This window comes from Streptomyces sp. NPDC059850, from assembly GCF_042731515.1.
In the GTDB taxonomy this organism is placed as follows: Bacteria; Actinomycetota; Actinomycetes; order Streptomycetales; family Streptomycetaceae; genus Streptomyces.
In genome coordinates this window covers 23521-47272 of sequence record NZ_JBHWJI010000065.1, presented here as the reverse complement: position 1 = coordinate 47272, position 23752 = coordinate 23521, and the positions used below count along the sequence as shown (strand labels likewise).

Genomic DNA, 23752 nt, shown 5'->3' with positions numbered 1-23752 from the left:
CTAGTCCGCGCGGAGCACATAGCCGACGCCCCGCACCGTGTGGACCACGCGCGGCTCGCCGCCCGCCTCCGTCTTGCGGCGCAGGTACATCACGTACACGTCCAGCGTGTTGGACGACGGCTCGAAGTCGAAGCCCCAGATGTCGCGGAGGATCGCGGCGCGGCTGAGGACCTGGCGGGGGCGGGACAGGAAGAGCTTCAGCAGGGCGAACTCGGTCTTGGTGAGGTCGAGTTGGCGGCCGGAGCGGGTGACCTGGCGGGTGAGGGTGTCCAGGGTCATGTCGTCGAAGGCGAGCCGGGCGTCCGGCGCCGGGGGTGGGGGTGGGCAAACGGGGCTTAACGGCACGAGCGCCCGGCCTCGGCGCAGCAGGGCGCGGACGCGGGCGAGCAGTTCGTCGCATGCGAACGGCTTGGTCAGGTAGTCGTCGGCGCCGTTGTCGAGGCCGACGATGCGGTCGCCCACCGAGTCCCGCCCGGTGACCATCATGATCGGTACGGTGCGGCCGGAGGCCCGCACGCGGCGGGCCACCGCCAGCCCGTCCAGGCGCGGCATCGTCACGTCGAGCAGCACCAGGTCGGGCGGCTCCTCGTCGATGCGGCGCAGCGCGGCGAGGCCGTCCCCCGCCGTGTCGACCTCGTAGCCCTCGGACCGCAGGGCTCTGCCGATGGCTTCGCGCACCGAAGGCTCGTCGTCCACGACCAGGATCCGGGAAGTCTCGTGCATGGGCGTAAACCTGGTGCCCGTGGCTGTGGGTTCGCTGAGTCCGGCGTGTACGGGGGCTGAGAAGGTCAGCGGAGGGTCAGGGGTCTAGTTCGGGCGGGGCGGTGGGGGCGCCGGGGAGGCGGAGCCAGGCGACGGTGCCGCCGCCGGGCGCGGGCCGCAGCCCCACCTGGCCGCCGCAACTCTGGACGGTACGGGCCACGATGGACAGCCCGAGTCCGGAGCCGGGCAGGCTGCGGGCGGACGGCGAACGCCAGAACCGCTCGAAGACGTGCGGGAGTTCATCGGCGGGAATGCCGGGGCCATGGTCCCGCACCGTCAACTCGCCCCTTCTGAGCGCGACATCGATGACACCACCCGAAGGGCTGAACTTCACGGCGTTGTCGAGCAGGTTGACCAGCGCCCGCTCCAGCGCCGCCGCCTCGCCGCGTACGTACCAGGGCGCGATCGAGGCGTCGAGGGTGATCCCGGTGCCGCGCAGCCGGGCCCGCCGCAGGGCGCTGTCGGTGATCTCGTGGAGGGCGACGACCTGGAGCGGTCCGCTGCCGGGCAGCGCGTCCGGCCGGGACAGCTCCTGGAGGTCTCCTATGAGCGCCGCAAGCTCCGTCATCTGCGCCTTGACGCTGCTCATGAGCGCCTTGCGGTCGTCCGGAGGCAGCGCGCGGCCGGTCTCGTCGCTGCGGGCGAGCAGTTCGATGTTGGTGCGGAGCGAGGTGAGCGGGGTGCGCAGCTCGTGCCCGGCGTCGGCGATCAGCTGCTGCTGGCGGTCGCGGGAGGAGGCGAGGGCGGCGGTCATGGCGTTGAACGAGCGGGACAGCCGGGCGATCTCGTCGTCGCCCTCGGCGGGGATGCGGACGGCCAGATCCTCGGTGCGGGCCACGTGCTCGACGGCGTGGGTCAACCGGTCCACCGGCTTCAGCCCGGTCCGGGCGATCCACAGCCCGGCCGCCCCGGCGCCGACGACGCCGATGCCCGCGACGAGGGCGAGGACGAGCGCGAGCGTGTTCAGCGGATCCTGGACCTCGCTGAGCGGCCGGGCCATGGAGACGGCGATACCGCGCGGCAGCGGGCTGTCCGGGCCGCCGGACGGCCGGTAGGTGAAGACCCGCATGTCGCGGCCGTCCTCGGCGGTCGCGTCGTGCAGCGCGGTCGGCCGCGTACCGGTGGCGACCGCCACGTCGTCGGCGCTCACCGGCAGCTTCGTCGCCCCGGGCTGGGGGCAGCGGCTGCCGTCGGGCAGCACGATCTGCACGGAGTACGAGCCGAGGGCGCGCGGGGTGTGGCCGTCGTCGCCGTCGGGGTTCTGGCACGCGTCCAGGATGCTCACCACGTTGCGCTCGTCGACCTTGACGTTGCGCAGCGACGAGTCGAGCTGTGCGCTGAGCTGTTCGCGCACGATCAGCCAGCACGCGAACGCCGACGCCGCGACCGCCACCGCCACCGCCACCGCGGTCAGCAGGGCCAGCCGCGAGCGCAGCGGGAGTCCGCGGAACCTCACGACGGCTCGCCCTCGGCGGGCCGCAGGACGTATCCCACGCCGCGCACCGTGTGGACGAGGCGCGGCTCGCCGGCCGCCTCGGTCTTGCGGCGCAGATACATCACGTACACGTCCAGCGAGTTGGACGACGGCTCGAAGTCGAAGCCCCATACGGCCTTCAGGATCTGCTCGCGGGTGAGGACCTGGCGCGGATGCGCGAGGAACATCTCCAGCAGGGTGAACTCGGTCCGGGTCAGCTCGACGCGCCGCCCGCCCCGGGTGACCTCCCGGGTCACCAGGTCCATCCGCAGATTCCCGAAGGACATCGTGTCGTCGTCGGCGACCGGCGCGCCCTGCCGCGCCGCGTACGAGCTGCGGCGCAGCAGGGCGCGGATCCGGGCCAGCAGCTCGTCCAGCTCGAACGGCTTGACGAGGTAGTCGTCCGCGCCCGCGTCCAGGCCGGTGACCCGGTCGCCGACCGTGTCGCGCGCGGTGAGCATGAGCACGGGCACGGTCACCCCGGTGGCGCGCAGCCGCCGGGCGGCGGTGAGCCCGTCCATGCGGGGCATCAGCACGTCGAGCACGATCAGCTCGGGGTCGTAGGTGGCGGCCTTCTCCAGGGCGTCCACACCGTCGACGGCGGTCTCGGTCGCGTAGCCCTCGAAGGCGAGGCTGCGCTGCAGCGCCTCGCGGACGGCCGGCTCGTCGTCGACGATCAGGATGCGGGCGGGCTGATCGCCGTGGTCGGCGGGGCTCATGGATCGGTTTCCTTCACGGTGGGCGGGGGTGGGGGCGGGCGCTGTGCTGTCAGCCTCGCACGCCCGTCACCGCCACGGGTCGGCTCAGCTGTGGCTCAGCTGTCGCCGTTGCCGCCGCTGCCGCCGTCGCGCAGGGCGGCGAGGTCGGACTTGACGGTGTCGACGGGGATCGAGAAGCCGAGGCCGATGCTGCCCGCGCTGCTGCTCTGGCCCGAGGCCGGGGCGTACATCGCGGAGTTGATCCCGATGATCTGGCCGCGCATGTTGATGAGCGCGCCGCCGGAGTTGCCGGGGTTGAGCGAGGCGTCGGTCTGGATGGCCTTGTACGTGGTCGTCGACTGGCCGACGTCGCCGTTGTAGCTGCCGCCGCCGAACTCGAACGGCCACTGTCCGCCGCCGCCCTGCTGGCCCTGGCCCCGGCCCTGGTCCTGGCCCTGGCCCTCGTCCGTGGAGACGGTGACGTCGCGGTCGAGCGCGGAGACGATGCCGCTGGTCACGGTGCCGGTCAGCCCCTCGGGCGAGCCGATGGCCACGACCTGGTCGCCGACCTTGACCTGACTGGAGTCGCCCAGGGACGCGGCCTTGAGGCCGCTCGCGCCGCTCACCTTGACCAGGGCCAGGTCCTTGTTCGCGTCGGCGCCGACCACGGACGCGCTCTTGGTGCTGCCGTCGCTGAACGTCACCTTGATCGAGTCGGCGCCGGAGATGACGTGGTTGTTGGTGATGATCTCGCCGCCGCTGGTGATGATCACGCCGGAGCCGGTGGACTCGCCCGAGGCGGATGTCGCGCTGATCTCCACGATGCTGGGGCTCACGGCCGCCGCCACGGCGGAGACACCGCTGCCGGTGCTGCTGGAGTTGGCGTTGACGACGGGGGCCGCCACGGAGGTGCCTCCCTGGTCCGTGGCCTGCCCGACCAGGGTCGCCGTACCGCCGCCCACCAGCGCCGAGACCACCGCCACGGCGACGAGCAGCCCGGCCGTGCGGGAGACGCGCCGCTTGCGGCGGCCGCCGCCGTGGTGCGGTATCGCCGTGGTGTCCCCGCCACCGGTGCCACCGGCGCCACCTGATCCGTCGGTGCCGCCGCCCGGCCACACGGTGACCCCGGAGGGGGTGGTCACCGGCGTCTGCGGCTCATGGGTGGGCGGCGGCGGGTAGGCCGCCGCGCCGCCGTACGCGTAGGGATAGGACTCGTAGTCGCCGCTACGGCGCTGGCTGTCGGTCATGTCTATGACTCTGCGGCGGAAGTATGAGAGCCAGCTGAGGGCCTGCTGAGAACCAGGGCAGAAGTCGGTATGCCCGACATCAAAGAGCGTTTTTGTCCCGGCGAGGTTGTTTGGTTCGAGGTTCAGGTGTCGCGCCAGTTCGGCGTGGATTCACTGGCGAGTCGTTGGCTTATTCTGGCGGCACTGTACGTGTTCATCGACGACCATGTGGCGCCTTGTCGCCGGATCGGGCGACCTCCGAAACTCACGGACGCCGAACTGCTGTGCCTGGCGGTCGCCCAGGTCCTGCTGGGCTTCCTTCCGCCCGGCATTGGATCCGCTTCGCACACGCCCGGCTCGGGCACCTCTTCCGCTACCTGCCTCAGCAGTCCGCCTACAACAAGCGTCTCAACGCCGCCGGCCCGCTGATCAGCCACGTGATCGAGATGCTCGCCCGGCAGGTGCCGACCTGGCACGACGACCTGCGGCTGATCGACTCGACCCCGCTGCCGTGCGTGGCCTCCAGCGAGACCGTCAAACGCTCAGAGCTGGCCGGGCATGCCGGATACGGCTACTGCCGCAGCCACTCCCGCTCCTTCTGGGGATTGCGGCTCTACCTGGTCACCACCGCCGAAGGCATGCCGGTGTCCTGGTGTCTGGCCAACCCGAAACTCGGCGAGCGGGAGGTGATGGCCGCGCTGCTGGAACGCGACCACCGCCTCATCCGCGCCGGGCAGGTGATCCTCGCCGACAAGGGCGAAGACCCCGGCAGGGGTCCTGCCGCCGTGCTGTTCAAGACTGAGCTGGCCTTTGAGGGTGTCTATGACAGCCTCGATCCACTGGCGGACCCGAGCGATCTTCCCGTGCCGGACCGGCTCGTCCTTGCGGACCGGCCGCACCAGGTGAGCCCCTAGCCAGTCGGCGACGAAAGCCTCGAACTCCTTGCCCGCGAAACCCTTGCGGGCTTTGTCTCGTCACGATCCGAAGTGCCCCGCCCGGCAGTAACCTGTTCACCGTCCGTCAGGCCTTGACCCGGCTCGCGGAGGACATCGGCCTGCGTCACAGCACGGTCGAGAACGCCCGCTGGACAGCATCGCGGCGGCCGAAGGAACATCGCCAGGCGGGTGTGTCCTTCACCATTCACCGGGCCCTGGGCAGCACTCCTGACGAGGAAGAGCACTTCGACACGACCAAGACTCCACCCGAGGGCAAGAACCGTGCGCCGCCGGGCCCATTCCGGGGCGGAGCGCCGGATATTGGTTCGATTTAATTCGTGGAGCAAATTCTGGGACCAAATTCTTGGCGGAGCGGAGAATTCGACTCAGTCGCAGACTGAATGGGGAGCGTGCAGCATTTGCCCAGTTCAGAGTGCACCATCATTGGTAACGTTACCGAGAGTGTTCGTCATGGCATGCAAATTCACCCGACACCTTAGCGGATGACGGGTGAATTCGAAGACGAGGAATGGAATCTGTTAGCGCTTCTTGCGCAGCGTCGCTGAAGACGCGCGGGGACTGGATGCCTCGGTCGCGCTAGAGCTAGTATTCGCCCTCGCACTCACAGGAAGAAGTGAACCGGCAGGTACGCGAGACACAGTCAATTCGGTGGCAGATTCCGGCAAGGCCCTATCTTGCGCCATTATGTGATACTTTACCTGTTCTTTATTATCGGCTGGCAAAGAGTAGAATTTATATCCGCGCACCCCTAAGTGCGCAATCAGGTCATCGGATGGCCTAGTTAGGCGACCCCTACTACTTCTCCAGTTATTGATGGCACTAGCGGTTTCCTTTGGAATACTAATGTTCCCCTGAAGTCCCCTCACGTGATCCTCGTCCGTCCTTCGTGGCACCGGAACAAAGTCATCATCTCTCAACAGTTTCCATTTACGACCAACGAGCCCTATCTCCAGACCATGCCTCTCCAAAGCTTCTTTCAGATTTTCGTTCGGCTCGTCGCTCCATCCCTTATAGAAGAGATTCGAGACTGCATGACCGACAGCCACTTCCTTCCCTGATTCGATTGGCATCAAACCCTTATACGGAATTCCGCTCTCTACTGGTATTCCGTTCAAGGCTTCCGCTAATTCATCATCTGTATAATCTCTCTCAAATCCCACAGGCAGGTGTCCTCGCTGAGTCTTTGGCTAGAAGTCCTGTCCCTATCTCTACGGTTCGCGCCCAGCAACGGTTCAATCTCAGTCCGCCGAGTTGGACCTATCAAATGAGCGACCCCGATGCTCATCTGGTGGTGACGGATTGCGGGCATTTGCCGGATTGCGGGCGGTCCGGGCTCATTCGCTACCAGATCCTCGATGGTCTCCAGGACACCTTGAGGTGCTGGACCGACATCTGCACCACCTGCCACCAACCCCTGCCCAGCAAGACACCAAGATCGAGAATGACCTAGTCGAGTCCTATTAGCCTCCATCTTGCATGAGGGGCCGTCAGCTTGCTGATGGCCCCTTTCAGCTTGTTCGGGGTGGAGATTTCTCGGGTGGGCAGGCTGGTGGCCCGGCTGTCGCCTCGGGTGGGCGCCGGGTTCCACGGCTCCGATCGGGGTGGTGCTGCTCGCAGGGACGCTGCTGTTCAGCCGGGGTTCGGCAGGGACGCGAGCCATTGCTGGGCATCGATGATCACGCCGGTCCAGGACCAGTGCCTGGCGAGGCGAAGGATGCGAGACCGTCCGGTGGTGACGAGCTGAGCGGCTGCGGAGAACAGTCGCAGCCGTGGGCGGCGGGGCTCCCATAGGCGGGCTTGGCCGGTCAGCGCGAGCATCGGCATCCAGGCCAGCAGGTCGAGGGCGATCTGGACGATCTCCAGCCAGATCTGGTTCTGTGGGGTGTCGTGCAGGGGAAGGTTGCGCAGGCCGGTGGCCCGTGCGGCGCGGATGCGGTCCTCGGCGCGGGCCCGCTGGCGGTGCCGCAGCTCCAGCGCCGCGATCGCGGTGTTCTTGGTGTTGGTGGCGAAGCAGGACAGGCGCATGCCGGCGGCGTCGGTGAAGCGCAACTGGGCTCCGGGGTGCGGCCGTTCCTTCCGCACGATCAGCCGCATCCCCATGGGCCAGCCTTTGAGACAGTCGCCTCGAGTTCGGCGGCCCAGGCGCCGTCGCGGACCTCGCCGTCGGGCTCGACAGCCGGTGTCCAGGCCGACGCTGGGACCTTCAGGACGGCCTCGTGGATGGCATCGGTGAGGGTCATGCCGACCGAGTAGGACAGCCACCGGCCGCGTGCGGACAGCCAGTCGACGAACTCGTGGGTGCCCCCACCCGAGTCGGTGCGGATCAGCGTCTTTCGTCCGCGCCGGTACCTCTTCGGCAGCTGCGCCAGCGCAAGCTGGGCGGCTTCGATGTGCTCGGCGGCGGTGTTGCTGCCCGCGTTCCCAGGCCGCAGCAGGGCAACGGCCGGCTCCCCGGCCCCGCCCCGGCCGTGGTCGACGAACCCCATCAGCGGATGGTGGCCGAAGGTCTTCTTCCAGGTCGCGGCGACATCCTGCTTCTCGGAATGTGCCAGGACGAGCACCCCGTCCAAGTCCACGACCACCTGCCCGGCCGCGTCCGGCGCCCCCGGCCAACCTCCACACATGTTCACGGACTTCAGCGCGTGCGGAGCGGAGCGCGGCCAGAACCCGATTCCCTCCTGCGGCCAGCCGGCCGATCAGGCGGGAGACCGTCGGGTCGGAGGCTACCGGACTGAACACGGCCGGCTCCGCCCGCAGCATGCCGACGCCGGCCAGGCAATCCCGCCCAGCGCGACCGCGAGAGCGACGTCCAGGAGGACCTTTCCCGGGTCGTGGACGGACCGGTGCTTGCGCCACGGGGCGAAAGCGGTGGATATTGCCGGATCAAGGCCGGTCTTTCGGATCGTCTCCACCAGCAGCACGGCCCCGGCCTGAGAAACCACCCCGCGGCCATCGCCCTCGACGCGGACATGCGGGTACGACCCGATATTCTTCTTCACCTGGGAAGTGCTTTTTTCCCCGCAGCCAACAGGACCCTCAGCAAGTCCTATCGTTGCAGGTCAGAAGCACTTCTCGCGTTTTTGATCAAACCTCGGACGGCCTACTTCGTGAAAACGCGAGACTAGAGGGGCTGAAGCGGAGATCTGGGAGAGCAGGTGGATGTTGCCAGCGTTGTCGGAGACGCTCGCCGCGGTCACCCGGACGGCCAGCAGCAGGCCTAGCGTGTCGACGCCGATGTGACGCTTGCGACTGCGATTTTCTTGCCTGCGTCAATGCCCTGATCAGCTCCGGGCACGTTGGCGGAGGTCTTGACGCTCTGAGCGTCCAGCACGCGGGCGCTCGACTCTGCGCTGCGGCCTTCGGCTTCACGCACCAGGCATCGCAGCAGGCCGTTGAGCTGGTCGAAGACGTCTTCCTTCTGCCAAGCGGCGAAGTAGCCGTAGACCGTCTCCCGCGGTGCGAAGTCGTGCGGCAGGTAGCACCAGAAGACCCCGGTGCGGTCGACGACCTGCACCGCATCGGGTGGACGGCCGATGTCCAGGCTCTTGCTGGACAGCATCGCGGCGGCCGAAGGAACATCGTCAGGCGGGTGTGTCCTTCACGGTTCCCCGGGCCCTGGGCAGCACTCCCGACAAGGAAGAGCGCTTCGACGCGACCAAGACTCCACCCGAGGGCAAGAACCGTGCGCCGCCGGGCCTATTCCGGCACGGAGCGCCGCATATTGGTTCGGATTAATTCGCGGAGCAAATTCTGGGACCGAAGCTGTAGCGGAGCGGAGAATTCGACTCAGTCGCAGACCGAATGGGAAGCACGGAGCATTTGCCCAGTCCAGAGTGCGCCACCATCGGTAACGTTACCGAGAGCGTTCGTCATGGCATTCGAATTCACCCGACACCTTAGCGGATGACGGGTGAATTCGAAGACGAGGAATTGAATCTGCTAACGCTTCCTGCCCTTCGTCACTGGAGACACGGGGGGACTGGATGTCCTGGTCGCGCTAGAGCTAGTATTCGCTGCCCCCCTCGCATCCGCAGGAAGAAATGAACCGGCAGGTACGCGAGACGCAGTCAATCTGGTGGCGGATTCCGGCAAGTCCCCACCTTGTGTCGTTACCTTATACTTTACCGTTCCTTTACTGCCGACCGGCAAAGAATATACTTTGTAATTGCGCGCCTCTAACTGTGCAATCAGGTCATCGGATGGTTTAGTTGCGCGACCCCTTCTCCTCCAGTTACTGATGGCAAGATAGGTTCTGTCCGGAATATTCCCTTTCTGTCGAAGCCCCCTCGCGTGCTCCTCGTCCAGGACTCGTGGCCCCACCTTAGGGTTACTATTTTCCGGTATTTTCCATCTACCGTCTCTGAACCCTATCTCCAGACCATGTTCCCTCAAAGCATCTTTCAGATTTTCGTTCGGCTCGTCCGGCCTTCCCGTGTAGCGGTAATACGCGAGTACATGACCGATGTTCACTTCCTCCCCTGATTCGATTGGCTCGTAACCGTTATACGGAATTCCGCTTTCTGGTGGTATGCCGCTCAAGGCTTCCGCTATTTGATCGTCTGAAAAATTGTTCTCAGGCATAGGCAAGTGTCCTCGCTGGGTCTTTGGCCAGAAGTGCTGCACCCATCTCCACGGTTCGCGCTCAGCAATGGTTCAATCTCAGTCCACCGAGTTGGGCCTATCAAATGAGCGGCCTTCATGCTCATCTGGTGGTGACGGATTGCGGGCATTTGCCGGATTGGGGGCGGTTCGGGCTCACTCGAGAAAGACCTAGCGGAGTCCTCTTAAGGAACGGCCGGCAGGACCCAGGAGCCTACGAGCAGCCGCAGGAGCGCCGTACCACCAGCGCGGACGGGAACTGCCGCATCCGCTCCCGCCGCGAGACCGCGATCCGCGGCCCGTCGTCCAGCACCAGGTCGACCGCGGCGCGGGCCATCGCGGGGCGGTCGGAGCCGACCGTGGTCAGCGGCGGGTCGGTGAGCCCGGCTTCCTTCACGTCGTCGAAGCCCGCGACCGCCAGCTCCCCGGGGACGTCGATGCGCAGCTCGCGCGCCGCCCGCAGCACCCCGAAGGCCTGGTCGTCGGTGGCACAGAAGATGGCCGGGGGCCGGTCGGGACCGGCCAGCAGGCCGAGGGCGACCTGGTAGGCGTCGTACCGGTTGTACGGGGCCTGGAACAGCCGCCCCTCCGTGGACCGCCCGGCCTCCCCCATCGCCCGGCGCCACCCCTCGACGTGGTCGGTCACCGGGTCGCCGACGGTCGGGGTTATCTCGGTGCCGCCGAGGCAGGCCACATAGGGGTGGCCGTGCTCCAGCAGATGGCGCACCGCGAGCTGGGCGCCGCCGATGTCGTCCAGCACCACGGCCACGTCGTCGATCGCCTCGGGCCGCTCGTGCAGCAGCACCACCCGGGCGTCCCAGGCCTCGATCTCGGCGGCGGCGTTCTCGCTGGGGCCCTGGCTGATGAGGATCAGCCCGGACACCCGCATCCCCAGGAAGGCACGGAGGTAGTGCACCTCGCGCTCGTCCAGGTAGTCGGAGTTGCCGACCAGCACCATCTTGCCGCGCTCGGCGGCGGCCTGTTCGACGGCGTGCGCCATCTCGGCGAAGAACGGCTGGCGGGCGTCCGGAACGATCAGCCCTATGAGGTCGGTACGGCGGCTCGCCATCGCCTGGGCCACCCGGTCGGGCCGGTAACCCAGCTCCTTGATCGCGGCGAGTACCCGCTCGCGCGTGGCCGGGGCGACCGGCCTGGGTCCGTTATTGATGACGTAACTGACGACCGCGGTCGAGGTTCCCGCCAGCCTTGCCACATCATCACGCGTCACCTTGGCCACGCGCGCAGTCTACGCGGGTCCAGCTAGGTCTTGACCGGTCGTGCGGGGCCCGGTTCCGCTCCGGACCGCTGGGCTCCGCCCGCCGGACCTGAGCCGGTATCCCGGGCCGTACCCCGGGCCGCGTTCCTGGCCCGGGCCTCCTCGGCGGCCCGCTCGGCCCGCTCGACCTTCTCCGGCGTGACGAAGCGGTAGCCGACGTTACGGACGGTCCCGATCAGCGACTCGTGCTCCGGGCCCAGCTTGGCCCGCAGCCGCCGTACGTGGACGTCGACCGTGCGCGTACCGCCGAAGTAGTCGTAGCCCCAGACCTCCTGCAGCAGCTGCGCCCGGGTGAAGACCCGGCCGGGGTGCTGCGCGAGGTACTTCAGCAGCTCGAACTCCTTGAAGGTGAGGTCGAGCACCCGCCCCTTCAGCTTGGCGCTGTACGTGGCCTCGTCCACCGACAGATCGCCGTTGCGGATCTCCATCGGGCTGTCGTCGGTGGTGATCTGCTGGCGGCCCATGGCCAGCCGCAGCCGGGCCTCGACCTCGGCCGGGCCCGCGGTGTCCAGCAGCACGTCGTCGATGCCCCAGTCGGCGGTGACGGCGGCGAGCCCGCCCTCGGTCACCACCAGGACCAGCGGACATCCGGGCCCGGTCGACCGCAGCAGCTGGCACAGGCTGCGCACCTGCGGCAGATCGCGGCGGCCGTCGATCAGGATGACGTCGGCTCCCGGGGTGTCCACCAGGGCCGGGCCCTCCGCGGGGGCGACCCGCACGCTGTGCAGCAGGAGGCCGAGGGCGGGGAGCACCTCCGTCGAGGGCTGGAGTGCGTTGGTCAGCAGCAGGAGGGAACTCATCGTCCACCACCTGCCCCGGCCGTGATCGTGATGTTGTGCACGCTTCGCTCGCCCATTGCCTCGGTTTCCTCCTCGGTCCCTTGCGAGAGGGGGCACCTCCCAGGCGGCTCCGCCCGGGGGAGTTTGCGGCTACTACTTCGTACGGTGTGCTCGCCGGGGCATCCGCGCGGCCCTACGCTCAAACGCGCGCAGTGCCCCTGAAAGCACAAAAGGACCCGGGGGCGACATTGCCCGGATCCTTCACCCAGCAGAATAACCCACATGACACCCGGTGGAGAGGCTGAATCTGCTCGTCGTTTTCTTTCCCCGGCTGCCGCGGGCGCCCGGAGAGCCACGCTGCTCACCGAGGACGGGGTCCCCATCGAGGCCCGTTACGAGCCTTCCCGGGCGGCCGGTGGGCTATCCGCCGGGGCCCCTGTGATCGTGGTCGCGCACGGTTTCACCGGCGCCCTGGAGCGGCCCGCGCTGCGCCGGGTGGCGTCGGCCTTCACGCAGCGTACGGCCGTGATCACGTTCTCGTTCCGGGGTCACGGCCGGTCCGGCGGGCGGTCCACCGTGGGCGACCGGGAGGTGCTGGACCTGGCGGCCGCGGTGCGCTGGGCGCGGACGCTGGGCCACCGGCGGGTGAGCACGGTCGGCTTCTCGATGGGCGGCTCGGTGGTGCTCCGCCACGCGGCGCTGGCCGCCCAGAACGAGCAGAATCAGCCGGATCCGGACGAGAAACGCGAGGAGCGCGAGGGGCGCACGGGGGCGCACACCGCGGCGGCGGACGCGGTCGTCTCGGTGAGCGCGCCCGCCCGCTGGTACTACCGGGGGACGGCCCCGATGCGCCGCGTCCACTGGGCGGTCACCCGGCCGACCGGGCGGCTGGTCTCCCGCTACGGGCTGCGGACCCGGATCGACGGCCGGGGGTGGAGCGCGGAGCCGCTGCCGCCGGTCGCCGCCGTCCCCCGGATCGCGCCGACGCCGCTGCTGATCGTGCACGGCGACCGGGACCCGTACTTCCCGCTGGACCATCCGCGGATGCTGATGGCGGCGGCCGACCCGGCGTACGCCGACCTGTGGATCGAGCCGGGCTTCGGCCACGCGGAGACGGCGGCCCCGGCGGAGCTGCTGGACCGGGTCGCGGAGTGGGCTCTCACCAATGCCTGAGGACCCGGTCCCAGCAGGCGCTACTCCGGCTCCGCCACCGGCTCCGCGAACTGGGCCGCGTACAGCCGGGCGTACGCGCCCTCCGCCGCCACCAGCGCGTCATGGCTGCCCTGCTCCACGATGCGGCCCGACTCCATCACCAGGATCACGTCCGCGTCGCGGATCGTGGAGAGCCGGTGGGCGATCACGAAGCTGGTGCGGCCGGTGCGCAGCGAGGCCATCGCGTGCTGGATGAGGACCTCGGTGCGGGTGTCGACGGAGCTGGTCGCCTCGTCCAGGACCAGGATGGACGGCCCGGAGAGGAAGGCGCGGGCGATGGTGATCAGCTGCTTCTCGCCGACGCTGACATTGGCCCCCTCCTCGTCGATCACCGTGTCGTAGCCGTCCGGCAGGGTGCGCACGAAGCGGTCCACGTGGGTGGCCTTCGCCGCCTCCACGATCGCCTCGTGGGACGCGCCCTCGGAGCCGTACGCGATGTTCTCCGCGATCGTGCCGCCGAACAGCCAGGTGTCCTGGAGGACCATGCCGATGTGGGAGCGCAGCTCCTCGCGCGGCATGGTGGCGATGTCGACGCCGTCGAGCGTGATGCGTCCGCCGCTGACCTCGTAGAACCGCATCAGCAGATTGACCAGGGTGGTCTTCCCCGCGCCGGTCGGGCCGACGATGGCCACGGTCTGGCCGGGGCTCACCGACAGCGAGAGCCCGTCGATGAGGGGCGTGTCGGGCTGGTAGCGGAAGGCGACGTCCTCGAACTCGACCTGGCCGAGCACGGTCCGCGGCCCCACCGGGCCCACCGGGTCCGGGGTCTGCTCGTCCGCGTCCAGCAGCTCGAAGACCCGCTCGGCGGAGGCGACGCCCGACTGGACCATGTTGGCCATGGACGCGACCTGGGTGAGCGGCTGGCTGAACTGCCGGGAGTACTGGACGAACGCCTGGACGTCGCCGATCGACAGCGCCCCGCTCGCCACCCGCAGCCCGCCGACCACGGCGACCAGTACGTAGTTGAGGTTCCCGATGAACGTCATCGCGGGCTGGATGAGCCCGGAGATGAACTGGGCGCGGAAGCCCGCCTCGTACAGCTTCTCGTTATGGACACGGAACACCTCGGCGGACTGCCGCTCCCGCCCGAAGACCTTCACCAGCGCGTGGCCGGTGTACATCTCCTCGATATGGGCGTTGAGCTTGCCCGTGGTCATCCACTGCTGGACGAACTGGGGCTGGGCGCGCTTGCCGACCCGCGTCGCGACCACCACCGACACCGGGACGGTGACCAGCGCGACCAGCGCCAGCAGCGGCGAGATCCAGAACATCATGGCCAGCACGCCCACCAGGGTGAGCAGCGAGGCCATGATCTGGCTGAGGGTCTGCTGCAGCGTCTGCTGGATGTTGTCGATGTCGTTGGTGGTCCGGGAGAGCACCTCACCGCGCGACTGCTTGTCGAAGTACGACAGCGGCAGCCGCGCCAGCTTGTGTTCGACGTCCTCGCGCAGCCGGAAGACCGCGCGCTGGACGATGCTCGTGGCCACCCGCGCCTGGATCAGGTTGAGGAGCGAGGCCGCGAGGTACAGGCCCAGCGCCCACAGCAGGACGGTTCCGACGGCACCGAAGTCGATGCCCTGGCCGGGCGTCACGTTCATCGACGCGACCATGTCGGCCATGGTGTCCTGGCCGCCGTCGCGCAGATGCTGGACGGCCTCGGCCTTGGTGGCGCCGTCCGGGAGCTGCCGTCCGACGATGCCCGCGAAGATCAGGTCGGTGGCGTGGCCGAGCACCTTGGGGCCCAGCACCGTCAGCGTGACGCTGACCGCGCACAGGGCGAGCACGGCGAAGGCGATGCCGCGCTCGGGGTGCAGCGCGCCCAGCAGACGGCGTCCGGAGCCGCGGAAGTCCATGGACTTCTCCACGGGCTGGCCGCCCATGAAGCGGCCGGGCCCGGCGGCCGGAGCGGGACCCCTGCGGGGTGCGGGAGAGCTGTTACTCATGCGGCTTCCTGCTCGGTGAGCTGGGAGAGCACGATCTCCCGGTAGGTCTGATTGCCGTCCATCAGCTCGCTGTGGGTGCCGCTGCCGACGACGCGGCCCTCGTCGAGGACCACGATCCGGTCGGCGCCCCGGATGGTGGACACGCGCTGGGCGACGATGACGACGGTCGCGTTCCCGGTCTCGTCCGCCAGCGCCGCCCGCAGCCGGGCGTCGGTGGCGTAGTCGAGCGCCGAGAAGGAGTCGTCGAAGAGATAGACGGACGGCTTGAGGACGAGGGCACGGGCGATCGCCAGCCGCTGCCGCTGCCCGCCGGAGACATTGGAGCCGCCCTGCGCGATGGGCGCCTGGAGACCGCCCTCCATGACCTCCACGAAGTCCCGGGCCTGGGCGGTCTCCAGGGCCTGCCACAGCTCGTCGTCGGTGGCGTCCGGATTGCCGTAGCGCAGATTGGAGGCGACGGTGCCGGAGAAGAGGTACGGCTTCTGCGGTACGAGCCCGATGGACCGGGACATCACCTCGGGGTCGAGGTCGCGTACGTCCACGCCGTCGAGCCGGACGCTGCCGTCGGTCGCGTCGAACAGCCTCGGCACCAGCCCGATCAGGGTGGACTTGCCGCTGCCGGTGGAGCCGATGACGGCGGTGGTCCTGCCCGGGTGGGCGGTCAGCGAGATGTCGCGCAGCACGGGCTCCTCGGCGCCCGGATAGCGGAACTCCACGCCCCGCAGCTCCAGCAGCCCCCGGCCGCCGCCTTCGGACGCGCGGGGCGCGACCGGCCGCAGCGGCGGGACGACACTGGTCCCGGTGTCCAGCACCTCCTGGACGCGCTCGGCGCACACCTCGGCGCGCGGCACCATCATGAACATGAAGGTGGCCATCATCACCGACTGCAGAATCTGCATGAGGTAGCTGATGAAGGCGGTCAGCGCGCCGATCTGCATCTCGCCGCTGTCGATGCGGTGCCCACCGGCCCACACCACGGCGACGCTGGACACGTTCACCACCAGCATCACGGAGGGGAACATCAGCGACATCAGCCGCCCGGACCGCAGCGAGACGTCCATCAGCTCGGTGTTGGCGGCGGTGAACCGCTTCCGCTCGTGCGTATCGCGGACGAAGGCCCGGATCACCCGGATGCCGGTGATCTGCTCGCGCAGCACCCGGTTGACGGTGTCGATGCGCTCCTGGACGACCCGGAACAGCGGGCGCATCCTGCGGACGATGAGCGTCACGACGATGCCCAGCACCGGCACGATCAGCAGCAGCAGCCCGGACAGCGGCACGTCCTCGTTCAGCGCCATGACGATGCCGCCGACGCACATGATGGGCGCCGACACCATCAGCGTGAACGACATCAGGCACAGCATCTGCACCTGCTGCACGTCATTGGTGGTGCGGGTGATCAGCGAGGGAGCCCCGAACCGGCCCAACTCGCGGGCGGAGAAGGACTGCACCCGGTCGAAGACGTCGGCCCGGATGCCCCGGCCGAGCGCCATGGCGGTGCGGGCGCCGAAGTAGACGGCGCAGATCGCGCACCCGATCTGGACCAGCGTGACGGCGATCATCAGACCGCCGAGGCTGAGGATGCGGCCGGTGTCGCCCTTGACCACTCCGTCGTCGATGATGTCGGCGTTGAGCGCGGGCAGATAGAGGGTCGCCAGGGTCTGTACGAGCTGCAATAGCACGATCAAGGTGATCGTTCGGGTATAGGGCCGCAGATACGCCCGTATGAGTCGGACCAGCACACCGAAACCCTAAGCGAGCAGGCCGGGATACGGTCCGGAATTTCCCCTGGGCGTACCCCTGGGCGTACCGCGTCCTCGGGGCACCTCCGCACACGTCATCATGGAGGACGGCAGAAGACGGGAGAGGGACACGCGATGGCGCTGAACGAAACGCCCGCCGGAACCATCCGGTACTGGGCCGCGGCCCGGGCGGCGGCGGGCACCTCCGAGGAGCCGTACACCGCGACGACGCTGGCCGACGCGCTCGACGCGGCGCGCGAGCGGCACGCCCTGCGCCCGGAGTTCGCCCGGGTCCTGCTGCGCTGTTCGTTCCTGGTCGACGGCGCGCCCGTCGGCACCCGTGATCACAAGACGGTCCAACTGGCCGAGGGCGGCACGGTCGAGGTGCTTCCGCCGTTCGCAGGAGGGTGACGTACGACGTCATGAGCAACCAGCCGCATCAGCCACACGATCCGCACCAGCCGTACGAGCCCTATGGGCCGTACGGGTCGTACCCGCCGCCGTACGAGGGACAGCAGCAGCAGCCGCCTGCCGACCCGTACGCCGCGCAGCCCCAGGCGCAGCCCGGGTACGGCTATCCGCAGCAGGATCCGTACGCCCAGCAGCAGCCCCAGCCCCAGCAGCCGTATCAGCAGCCCTACGCCGATCCGTACGCCGCGCAGCAGGGGTACCAGGGCCAGCAGCCGCAGCAGCAGTACGCACCGGGCTGGGACCAGCAGCAGCACTACGCGCAGCAGCAGTACGCGTATCAGCAGGCCGCGCAGCAGGCACAGCAGCCGCAGCGGGCACAGCAGCCGCAGCGGGCGGCGCACGCCGCCCAGCAGCCCGCACCCGCCGCGCCCGCGCCCGCACCCGCCGCGCCCGCACCCACGCCCGCGCCCGACCGGCCGATGACCGCCGCCGAGAAGGCCCGCGCCGAGGGCCGCCCCCAGATCGTCGACCCCGGGCTGCAACCGGCCGCCCTCACCGCCGTCCTCGCCGCCCTGCTCGCGGTCACCGCACCGCTCGGCGAGTTCGCCGTGGCCGTGGTCGTGGCGCTGCTCCAGGCGGTCACGGCGGCGGGCTGGTTCCGGCTGAACGGCATGTGGCCCGCCCGGCAGGGCATCGCGCTCGCCTTCATGGGCGGTCTCGCCGCCGACGTCGGCCTGCTCACCACCGGCCGCGTCCACGCCCCGACGGTGCTCATCGGCACGATCGGCGTCTGGGTGCTGCTGGTGATCGTCCTCCAGCTGCGCAGCCACGCCTCGGCGGACGAGCGGATGTACGGGCTGACCGCCGCGGTCGCCTCGACCGCCATCACCGTGATCGCGGCCGGGCACCTGGCCGCGGTCGCCGAGTCGCCGGACGCCGTGGTGGTGGGCGCGACCGCGGTCGCCGTGGGCGCGCTGGCCCGCGCGCTGCCGCTGCCGACGCCCGCCGCCGTCGTCCTCGGGCTGCTCGCGGCGGCCGGAGCGGGCGTCGGGGCCGGACACCTCACCGGCACCGGGACCGCCACCGCCGCCGCGCTGGGGTTCGCGGCCGGGGCCTGTGCGCTGGTGGGGCTGCGGGTCGCGGCGTACGACTACCCGTCCCGCTTCGTCCACATGACGGCCGGAGTGGCCCTCCCCCTGGCGGCCGCCGCCCCCGCCGTCTATGTCCTGGGTCGTGCACTGGTCTGATACCGCACGCTCCTGAGCGTCCGCTCCGGTTAGGCTCGCTGCGTCAGGCAAGGGCCTGAGCGAGAGCCTGGGGGATCTACGTACATGCGCGCACTACGCATCACACTGATCGTCGCCGTGATACTCGGCGGCCTCTTCGTGGGGGCCGACCGGCTGGCGGTGTCCATGGCGGAGTCCAAGGCCGCCGACAAGATCAAAAGCTCACAGGGGCTGACCAGCACCCCCAACGTCTCCATCAAGGGCTTCCCGTTCCTGACCCAGATCGCGGGCAAGGAGCTGGACGAGGTCGACGTCGGGGTGGACGGGCTGACGACGGACGCGGGCGGCGGGACCACCGTCCGCGTCTCCGAGCTGAACGCCCAGCTCCACAACGTCCGCATCGGCGGGAACTTCTCGTCGGCGACCGCGAACCAGGCCACCGGCTCCGCCCATATCTCCTACGCGGACCTCTCCAAGGCCGCGGGCCCCGGGGTCACGGTGAGCTACGACCCGGCGGGGGCCAACCAGGTCAAGATCACCGGGAATCTGCTGGGCTTCACCCTCAGCGCCCGCTCCAAGGTGACGATCGTCAACGGGGACACGATCAAGCTGCACGCCGAGCGCATCCCGGGCGGCTCCATCCCGCAGTGGGAGGACAAGGTGCGCGAGCGCACCGACATCGAGCGGAAGATCGACGGCATGCCGCAGGGCATGCGGCTGGAGACGGTGAAGACCGACAAGGACGGCATAGACGTCTCGGTCGCGGGTAATAACGTCGCGTTGACGGGCTGACCCGTCCGGCAGGACCCCTCTCGTGTCCACCTAACGAGACGATCATGTCCGCGATGACGGATGACGACGGCGGCCGGACCCCCGGCGGCCGCCCGGGGCGGCCCTTCACGGCCCCCAGTGTCCGCATCGCGGACATCGGCGTCTCATCATTCGACACACCGGTGACATGCCCGCCCGTCCGTCCTTACGATCGGACGCATGAAGCGACAGGCGGATCTCACGAAGCGGCGGGCAGTCGACCTGTGCCGCGTCGCCGCCATGCTCTGTCGCGCCGTCTGAAACGAGGGCGCGCCCGGCCGCCGCAGCTTCGGCCCCGCCCCCTCCGGCCCGTCTGCCGGGCCGTCCCGCACTCCGCTCGTACGCTCGCGACCAGGCCCCGCGCAGCGCCGCGCGTCGAGCGCCCGTACCGCCGCAACTGCCCCGGAGGAGAGATACATGAGCCGCAGTGACGTCCTGGTGGACGCCGACTGGGTTGAGGCCCGCATCGATGACCCCAAGACGGTCATCGTCGAGGTCGACGAGGACACGTCCGCCTACGACACGAACCACATCAAGAACGCCATCCGGATCGACTGGAAGCAGGACCTCCAGGACCCGGTGCGCCGTGACTTCGTCGACCAGACGGGCTTCGAGAAGCTGCTGTCCGAGAAGGGCATCGCCAACGACGACACCGTCGTCCTCTACGGCGGCAACAACAACTGGTTCGCGTCGTACGCCTACTGGTACTTCAAGCTCTACGGCCACCAGGACGTGAAGCTCCTCGACGGCGGCCGCAAGAAGTGGGAGCTGGACTCCCGCGAGCTGGTCTCCGAGGTCCCGTCCCGCGAGAAGACCGACTACAAGGCCCAGGAGCAGGACAGCTCGATCCGCGCCTTCCGCGACGACGTCGTGGCGGCCATCGGCAGCCTGAACCTCGTCGACGTCCGCTCGCCCGACGAGTTCTCCGGCAAGCTGCTCGCCCCGGCCCACCTCCCGCAGGAGCAGTCGCAGCGCGCGGGCCACGTCCCGAGCGCCCGCAACATCCCGTGGTCGAAGTCGGCCAACGACGACGGCACCTTCAAGTCCGACGAGCAGCTCAAGGAGCTGTACGAGGGCGAGGGCGTCGACCTGTCGAAGGACACCATCGCCTACTGCCGCATCGGTGAGCGCTCCGCGCACACCTGGTTCGTGCTGCACGAGCTGCTCGGCCAGACCAACGTCAAGAACTACGACGGTTCCTGGACCGAGTACGGCTCGCTGGTGGGCGTGCCGATCGAGCTCGGCGCCAACAGCTGAACCCCTCTCCTCCCCGAAAGTTAAGGACAGACACATGTGTGGAGCGCAGACAGGCGGCCCCGACGCCTCGACCATCAAGCCCGGTGAGACCACGATCCAGGGCCAGGTGACCCGCGACGGCGAGCCCGTCACCGGCTACGTGCGCCTCCTGGACAGCACGGGCGAGTTCACCGCCGAGGTCCCCACCTCCGCGACCGGACAGTTCCGCTTCTACGCCGCCGAGGGCACCTGGACGCTGCGCGCCCTGGTCCCGGGCGGCACGGCCGACCGCACGGTCGTCGCCCAGAAGGGCGGTCTGGCGGAGGTCGCCATCACCGTCTGACGCCCACCACGCGTCGTCACGGCGTGAGGGCCGCATCCCGGGGTTGGACGCCTCGGCGGGGTGCGGCCCTCCCGTCTGTCCGGGCGGCGGCCCCGGACGTATCCTGGCCCTATGTACGCGCGACGCCGCCACGCATACTTCTTCCTGATGGGCGCGTGTCTGACGCTCTTCATCTCGGCCTGGGCCTTTGTGCGTCTGTGGTCCGTCCCCGCCGCCGTCGCGATGTGCGTCGTCGCGATGGTCATCCCTCCGCTGGCCGCCATCGTCGCCAACCGCCGGGGTCCGCAGGACCGCTGGTGGGACGAGTCGGGGGACCCGGAGTCGGACCGGTGGTGGCGGGAGCTGGACGAGCACCACCACCGGCACCAGGGGCACTAGGCCGTCATGGATCCGTTGGACCCCGTCGCGGACGCGCCGGGCCCATTGGGTCAGTACACGAGCGCCTGCACGCCGTCCGGCATGATCTCGCTCACGAAGACCTGCGCCCCCGCGATCCGCGCGCCCTCGATCAGATCCGCCTCGTCGATCTCCCGGCGCGCCGCGCACTGGCTGCACACCGTGATCGTCCCGCTCGCCAGAATGCCGCTGATCAGCTCCGGCAGCGGCGCCGCGTGCGGCAGCGAGAAGTCCGCCGCCCGGCCCGGCAGCGCGAACCACGCCGACTCGCCGGTCAGCCACAGCGAGACCTCGACCCCGCTCGCCACGGCCACCGCCGCCACCGTGAACGCCTGCGAGCACCGCTCGGGCGCGTCCGCGCCCGCCGTCACCTTGATCACGAGCTTGTTCGCCATGCCCCACAGCCTAGGCTCGCCGGTCCGGCGATTAGACTCGGTTCCGGTCCGTCATCCGTTACGAGGAGCAGCTCGTGCTTGAGGCAGTCTTCACCATCCTGTTGGTGCTGGTCATCGTGGCCAGCCTCGGTTTCGTCGGGCTCACCTGGAAGAAGCTCTACCAGGGCCAGCGCTGAGCGCTGCCGCCCCCTCGCCCCAGCCCGCCTAGCGACGGATCGTCTGAACCCATGATCGAGATTCCCTCCGACCTCCACCCGGACCTGGTGCCGCTGGCCTTCCTCCTCGGCAACTGGGAAGGCGCCGGCGTATCGGACTTCCCCGGCGCCGAGAAGTGCAACTTCGGGCAGGAAGCGACGTTCACCCACGACGGCCGCGACTTCATCGAGTACATCTCGCACACCTGGGTGCTGGACTCGGAGGGCAAGAAGGTCCGCCCGCTGGAGAGCGAGTCCGGATACTGGCGGATCGACAAGAACCGCAAGGTCGAGGTCGTGATGATCCGCGACCAGGGCGTCGTCGAGGTCTGGTACGGCGAGCTGGCGGACGGCAAGCCGCAGATCGACCTGGCCACCGACGCCGTGGCGCGCACCTCCGCCTCGGGCCCGTACTCGGGCGGCAAGCGGCTGTACGGCTACGTCAAGAGCGATCTGATGTGGGTCGGCGAGAAGGCCACCCCCGAGGTCGAGCTGCGCCCGTACATGTCCGCGCACCTGAAGAAGGTCGTCGACCCGCGCGAGTGGGCCAAGGACCTCAAGGACCTGCCGGACGACGGGATCGCCTTCTTCCGCTGAGCAGGGCGGCTGTCACGCCGCCTACACTGGCAGCGTGGCGACCACCGACTGGAAGACCGACCTGCGGGAGCGCGGCTATCGGCTGACCCCGCAACGCCAGCTCGTGCTCGAAGCCGTCGACAGCCTGGAGCACGCCACTCCGGACGACATCCTCACCGAGGTCCGCCGTACCGCGAGCGGTGTGAACATCTCCACCGTCTACCGCACGCTGGAGCTGCTGGAGGAACTGGGTCTGGTCAGCCATGCCCATCTCGGGCACGGCGCCCCCACGTACCACCTCGCGGACCGGCACCACCACATCCATCTGGTGTGCCGGGACTGCACGGAGGTGATCGAGGCCGACATCTCGGTCGCCGAGTCCTTCACCCGGCAGCTGCGGGCGTCCTTCGGCTTCGACACCGACATGAAGCATTTCGCCATCTTCGGCCGCTGCGCCCGGTGTTCCGCCGGGCAGCGGACGGAGGACTCCAGCGAAGGCCAGGCGGCCACGTCGTAGGGTGAGGCGTATGAAGAGCCCTTTGCTGTCGCTGCCCGGCGCCGTCCCCGGCGAGGGCGCCGACGAAGGCGTCGCCGCCCACTACGGCGACCTGTTCCGCGAGCAGCGCGCGCTCGCCGACGGCACCGGATTCGTGGACCTCTCGCACCGCGGGGTGGTCACGGTCACCGGTGCCGACCGGCTGAGCTGGCTGCATCTGCTGCTCACCCAGCACGTCAGCGAGCTTCCCGCCGGTGAGGCCACCGAGGCGCTGATCCTGTCCGCGCACGGCCACATCGAGCACGCGCTCTACCTCGTCGACGACGGCGAGACCACCTGGGCCCATGTGGAGCCCGGCAGCCAGGGCGAGCTGATCGCGTACCTGGAGAGCATGAAGTTCTTCTACCGGGTCGAGATCGCCGACCGCACCGAGGAGTACGCGGTCGTCCACCTCCCGGCGGGCAGCATCGCCGAGACCCCCGGGTCCGCCGTCGCCCGCGAGACCGCGCACGGCCGCGATCTGTTCCTGCCGCGCGCCGAACTGGAGTCGTTCGCGGCGGCGAGCGGCCCGGCGGCCGGGGTGCTGGCGTACGAGGCGCTGCGCGTCGAGGCGCACCGGCCCCGGATCGGCCTGGAGACCGACCACCGGACGATCCCGCACGAGCTGGGCTGGATCGGCACCGCCGTCCATCTGCAGAAGGGCTGCTACCGAGGCCAGGAGACGGTCGCCCGGGTGCACAACCTGGGCAAGCCGCCTCGGCGGCTGGTCTTCCTGCACCTCGACGGCAGCGAGGTGAAGCTGCCGGGCCACGGCGCGCCCATACGGCTCGCCAAGGACGGCGAGGAGGGCCGTCAGCTCGGCTTCGTCACCTCCTCGGCCCGCCACCACGAGCTGGGGCCGATCGCGCTCGCGCTGGTGAAGCGGAACGTACCGGTGGACGCGGAGCTGATCGCGGACACCACGGCCGCCTCGCAGGAGACGGTCGTGGAGCCGTAACCCCG

The 23752-nt window shown here is 69.2% G+C and carries 23 protein-coding genes and 4 pseudogenes; 14 read left to right on the top strand and 13 right to left on the bottom strand.

Annotated elements, in window-relative coordinates; translation table 11 throughout:
• The 4 genes from ACFV9T_RS36275 to ACFV9T_RS36260 form a co-directional block, all read right to left on the bottom strand.
• Positions 1-723, bottom strand: coding sequence for a response regulator transcription factor (locus ACFV9T_RS36275; protein WP_385446785.1), 723 nt, complete (start codon positions 721-723; stop codon positions 1-3).
• A gap of 76 nt (positions 724-799) precedes the next feature.
• On the bottom strand, positions 800-2218 hold the full coding sequence (locus tag ACFV9T_RS36270; protein WP_385446784.1) for a sensor histidine kinase: 1419 nt from the start codon (positions 2216-2218) through the stop codon (positions 800-802).
• Positions 2215-2955 (bottom strand): response regulator transcription factor, encoded by a 741-nt coding sequence (locus tag ACFV9T_RS36265; RefSeq protein WP_385446783.1) that lies wholly within the window; start codon positions 2953-2955, stop codon positions 2215-2217. Before ACFV9T_RS36265 ends, ACFV9T_RS36270 begins: the two co-directional genes overlap by 4 nt.
• A 95-nt stretch (positions 2956-3050) precedes the next feature.
• A complete protein-coding gene (locus ACFV9T_RS36260) occupies positions 3051-4181 on the bottom strand; it encodes a S1C family serine protease (RefSeq protein ID WP_385446782.1) in 1131 nt (376 codons plus the stop codon).
• Positions 4182-4334: 153 nt separating this feature from the next.
• On the opposite strand from ACFV9T_RS36260, the pseudogene ACFV9T_RS36255 reads away from it, so the two are divergent.
• A pseudogene (locus ACFV9T_RS36255) lies at positions 4335-4918 on the top strand (IS982 family transposase); the annotation flags it as partial.
• Here the strand turns inward: ACFV9T_RS36255 and ACFV9T_RS36250 are convergent.
• Positions 4910-5125 (bottom strand): annotated as a pseudogene (locus ACFV9T_RS36250) (IS982 family transposase); the annotation flags it as partial. The pseudogenes ACFV9T_RS36255 and ACFV9T_RS36250 overlap by 9 nt on opposite strands.
• A gap of 62 nt (positions 5126-5187) precedes the next feature.
• Here ACFV9T_RS36250 and ACFV9T_RS36245 point away from each other — a divergent pair.
• Positions 5188-5430, top strand: a complete 243-nt coding sequence (locus ACFV9T_RS36245) for a DUF6192 family protein (RefSeq protein WP_385446781.1) — start codon at positions 5188-5190, stop codon at positions 5428-5430.
• A 1315-nt stretch (positions 5431-6745) separates the two neighbouring features.
• Here ACFV9T_RS36245 and ACFV9T_RS36240 read toward each other — a convergent pair.
• Positions 6746-8115, bottom strand: a pseudogene (locus ACFV9T_RS36240) (IS1380 family transposase).
• Between the two features lie 114 nt (positions 8116-8229).
• Positions 8230-8663 (bottom strand): annotated as a pseudogene (locus ACFV9T_RS36235) (transposase); the annotation flags it as partial.
• On the opposite strand from ACFV9T_RS36235, the gene ACFV9T_RS36230 reads away from it, so the two are divergent.
• The gene (locus ACFV9T_RS36230; RefSeq protein WP_385446780.1) at positions 8573-8851 is read left to right on the top strand and encodes a DUF6192 family protein; all 279 of its coding nucleotides are present in this window, start codon (positions 8573-8575) and stop codon (positions 8849-8851) included. The pseudogene ACFV9T_RS36235 and the gene ACFV9T_RS36230 overlap by 91 nt on opposite strands.
• A 204-nt stretch (positions 8852-9055) precedes the next feature.
• On the opposite strand, the gene ACFV9T_RS36225 is transcribed toward ACFV9T_RS36230, so the two are convergent.
• The 3 genes from ACFV9T_RS36225 to ACFV9T_RS36215 all read right to left on the bottom strand — a co-directional run bounded on the left by ACFV9T_RS36225 (position 9056) and on the right by ACFV9T_RS36215 (position 11791).
• Entirely contained in the window at positions 9056-9697 is a 642-nt protein-coding gene (locus tag ACFV9T_RS36225) for a hypothetical protein (RefSeq protein ID WP_385446779.1), read from the bottom strand.
• A gap of 232 nt (positions 9698-9929) precedes the next feature.
• Positions 9930-10952 (bottom strand): LacI family DNA-binding transcriptional regulator, encoded by a 1023-nt coding sequence (locus ACFV9T_RS36220; RefSeq protein WP_385446778.1) that lies wholly within the window; start codon positions 10950-10952, stop codon positions 9930-9932.
• A gap of 23 nt (positions 10953-10975) precedes the next feature.
• Entirely contained in the window at positions 10976-11791 is an 816-nt protein-coding gene (locus tag ACFV9T_RS36215) for a response regulator transcription factor (RefSeq protein WP_385446777.1), read from the bottom strand.
• A 261-nt stretch (positions 11792-12052) separates the two neighbouring features.
• Between ACFV9T_RS36215 and ACFV9T_RS36210 the strand changes: the two genes are divergently transcribed.
• Positions 12053-12943 (top strand): alpha/beta hydrolase, encoded by an 891-nt coding sequence (locus tag ACFV9T_RS36210; RefSeq protein ID WP_385446776.1) that lies wholly within the window; start codon positions 12053-12055, stop codon positions 12941-12943.
• Between the two features lie 20 nt (positions 12944-12963).
• Here the strand turns inward: ACFV9T_RS36210 and ACFV9T_RS36205 are convergent, their stop codons facing one another.
• Positions 12964-14925, bottom strand: coding sequence for an ABC transporter ATP-binding protein (locus ACFV9T_RS36205; RefSeq protein ID WP_385446775.1), 1962 nt, complete (start codon positions 14923-14925; stop codon positions 12964-12966).
• Positions 14922-16667, bottom strand: coding sequence for an ABC transporter ATP-binding protein (locus tag ACFV9T_RS36200; protein WP_385446774.1), 1746 nt, complete (start codon positions 16665-16667; stop codon positions 14922-14924). The genes ACFV9T_RS36205 and ACFV9T_RS36200 overlap by 4 nt, the downstream gene beginning before the upstream one ends.
• A gap of 135 nt (positions 16668-16802) precedes the next feature.
• On the opposite strand from ACFV9T_RS36200, the gene ACFV9T_RS36195 reads away from it, so the two are divergent.
• The 7 genes from ACFV9T_RS36195 (at position 16803) to ACFV9T_RS36165 (ending at position 21071) form a co-directional block, all read left to right on the top strand.
• A complete protein-coding gene (locus ACFV9T_RS36195) occupies positions 16803-17078 on the top strand; it encodes a MoaD/ThiS family protein (RefSeq protein ID WP_385446773.1) in 276 nt (91 codons plus the stop codon).
• Between the two features lie 11 nt (positions 17079-17089).
• A complete protein-coding gene (locus tag ACFV9T_RS36190) occupies positions 17090-18325 on the top strand; it encodes a hypothetical protein (protein WP_385446772.1) in 1236 nt (411 codons plus the stop codon).
• 84 nt (positions 18326-18409) lie between these two features.
• Positions 18410-19096 carry a DUF2993 domain-containing protein gene (locus ACFV9T_RS36185; protein WP_385446771.1) on the top strand — a complete coding sequence of 229 codons (687 nt, stop codon included), beginning with the start codon at positions 18410-18412 and terminating at the stop codon, positions 19094-19096.
• 198 nt (positions 19097-19294) lie between these two features.
• The gene (locus tag ACFV9T_RS36180; RefSeq protein WP_350962106.1) at positions 19295-19375 is read left to right on the top strand and encodes a putative leader peptide; all 81 of its coding nucleotides are present in this window, start codon (positions 19295-19297) and stop codon (positions 19373-19375) included.
• A 156-nt stretch (positions 19376-19531) separates the two neighbouring features.
• Positions 19532-20371 (top strand): sulfurtransferase, encoded by an 840-nt coding sequence (locus ACFV9T_RS36175; RefSeq protein WP_385446770.1) that lies wholly within the window; start codon positions 19532-19534, stop codon positions 20369-20371.
• Between the two features lie 34 nt (positions 20372-20405).
• Positions 20406-20693: a DUF1416 domain-containing protein gene (locus ACFV9T_RS36170; protein WP_361490272.1), complete on the top strand. Its 288-nt coding sequence runs from the start codon at positions 20406-20408 to the stop codon at positions 20691-20693.
• A gap of 111 nt (positions 20694-20804) precedes the next feature.
• On the top strand, positions 20805-21071 hold the full coding sequence (locus tag ACFV9T_RS36165; RefSeq protein WP_385446769.1) for a DUF3099 domain-containing protein: 267 nt from the start codon (positions 20805-20807) through the stop codon (positions 21069-21071).
• Between the two features lie 50 nt (positions 21072-21121).
• Here ACFV9T_RS36165 and ACFV9T_RS36160 read toward each other — a convergent pair whose 3' ends face one another.
• Entirely contained in the window at positions 21122-21484 is a 363-nt protein-coding gene (locus tag ACFV9T_RS36160; protein WP_385446768.1) for a DsrE family protein, read from the bottom strand.
• Between the two features lie 227 nt (positions 21485-21711).
• Between ACFV9T_RS36160 and ACFV9T_RS36155 the strand changes: the two genes are divergently transcribed.
• The 3 genes from ACFV9T_RS36155 to ACFV9T_RS36145 are packed head-to-tail and all read left to right on the top strand — an operon-like array spanning position 21712 to position 23747.
• A complete protein-coding gene (locus ACFV9T_RS36155; RefSeq protein WP_385446767.1) occupies positions 21712-22275 on the top strand; it encodes an FABP family protein in 564 nt (187 codons plus the stop codon).
• 34 nt (positions 22276-22309) lie between these two features.
• Entirely contained in the window at positions 22310-22771 is a 462-nt protein-coding gene (locus ACFV9T_RS36150; protein ID WP_385446766.1) for a Fur family transcriptional regulator, read from the top strand.
• A 10-nt stretch (positions 22772-22781) separates the two neighbouring features.
• Positions 22782-23747 (top strand): YgfZ/GcvT domain-containing protein, encoded by a 966-nt coding sequence (locus ACFV9T_RS36145; protein WP_385446765.1) that lies wholly within the window; start codon positions 22782-22784, stop codon positions 23745-23747.
• Positions 23748-23752 lie beyond the last annotated feature (5 nt).

Coding starts and splice junctions, on each gene's coding strand:
- ACFV9T_RS36210 (WP_385446776.1), top strand. CDS start 12,053: ATGACACCCGGTGGAGAGGCTGAATCTGCTCGTCGTTTTCTTTCCCCG.
- ACFV9T_RS36175 (WP_385446770.1), top strand. CDS start 19,532: ATGAGCCGCAGTGACGTCCTGGTGGACGCCGACTGGGTTGAGGCCCGC.
- ACFV9T_RS36160 (WP_385446768.1), bottom strand. CDS start 21,484: ATGGCGAACAAGCTCGTGATCAAGGTGACGGCGGGCGCGGACGCGCCC.
- ACFV9T_RS36195 (WP_385446773.1), top strand. CDS start 16,803: ATGGCGCTGAACGAAACGCCCGCCGGAACCATCCGGTACTGGGCCGCG.
- ACFV9T_RS36170 (WP_361490272.1), top strand. CDS start 20,406: ATGTGTGGAGCGCAGACAGGCGGCCCCGACGCCTCGACCATCAAGCCC.
- ACFV9T_RS36145 (WP_385446765.1), top strand. CDS start 22,782: ATGAAGAGCCCTTTGCTGTCGCTGCCCGGCGCCGTCCCCGGCGAGGGC.
- ACFV9T_RS36155 (WP_385446767.1), top strand. CDS start 21,712: ATGATCGAGATTCCCTCCGACCTCCACCCGGACCTGGTGCCGCTGGCC.
- ACFV9T_RS36215 (WP_385446777.1), bottom strand. CDS start 11,791: ATGAGTTCCCTCCTGCTGCTGACCAACGCACTCCAGCCCTCGACGGAG.
- ACFV9T_RS36260 (WP_385446782.1), bottom strand. CDS start 4,181: ATGACCGACAGCCAGCGCCGTAGCGGCGACTACGAGTCCTATCCCTAC.
- ACFV9T_RS36205 (WP_385446775.1), bottom strand. CDS start 14,925: ATGAGTAACAGCTCTCCCGCACCCCGCAGGGGTCCCGCTCCGGCCGCC.
- ACFV9T_RS36275 (WP_385446785.1), bottom strand. CDS start 723: ATGCACGAGACTTCCCGGATCCTGGTCGTGGACGACGAGCCTTCGGTG.
- ACFV9T_RS36165 (WP_385446769.1), top strand. CDS start 20,805: ATGTACGCGCGACGCCGCCACGCATACTTCTTCCTGATGGGCGCGTGT.
- ACFV9T_RS36180 (WP_350962106.1), top strand. CDS start 19,295: ATGAAGCGACAGGCGGATCTCACGAAGCGGCGGGCAGTCGACCTGTGC.
- ACFV9T_RS36265 (WP_385446783.1), bottom strand. CDS start 2,955: ATGAGCCCCGCCGACCACGGCGATCAGCCCGCCCGCATCCTGATCGTC.
- ACFV9T_RS36185 (WP_385446771.1), top strand. CDS start 18,410: ATGCGCGCACTACGCATCACACTGATCGTCGCCGTGATACTCGGCGGC.
- ACFV9T_RS36225 (WP_385446779.1), bottom strand. CDS start 9,697: ATGCCTGAGAACAATTTTTCAGACGATCAAATAGCGGAAGCCTTGAGC.
- ACFV9T_RS36190 (WP_385446772.1), top strand. CDS start 17,090: ATGAGCAACCAGCCGCATCAGCCACACGATCCGCACCAGCCGTACGAG.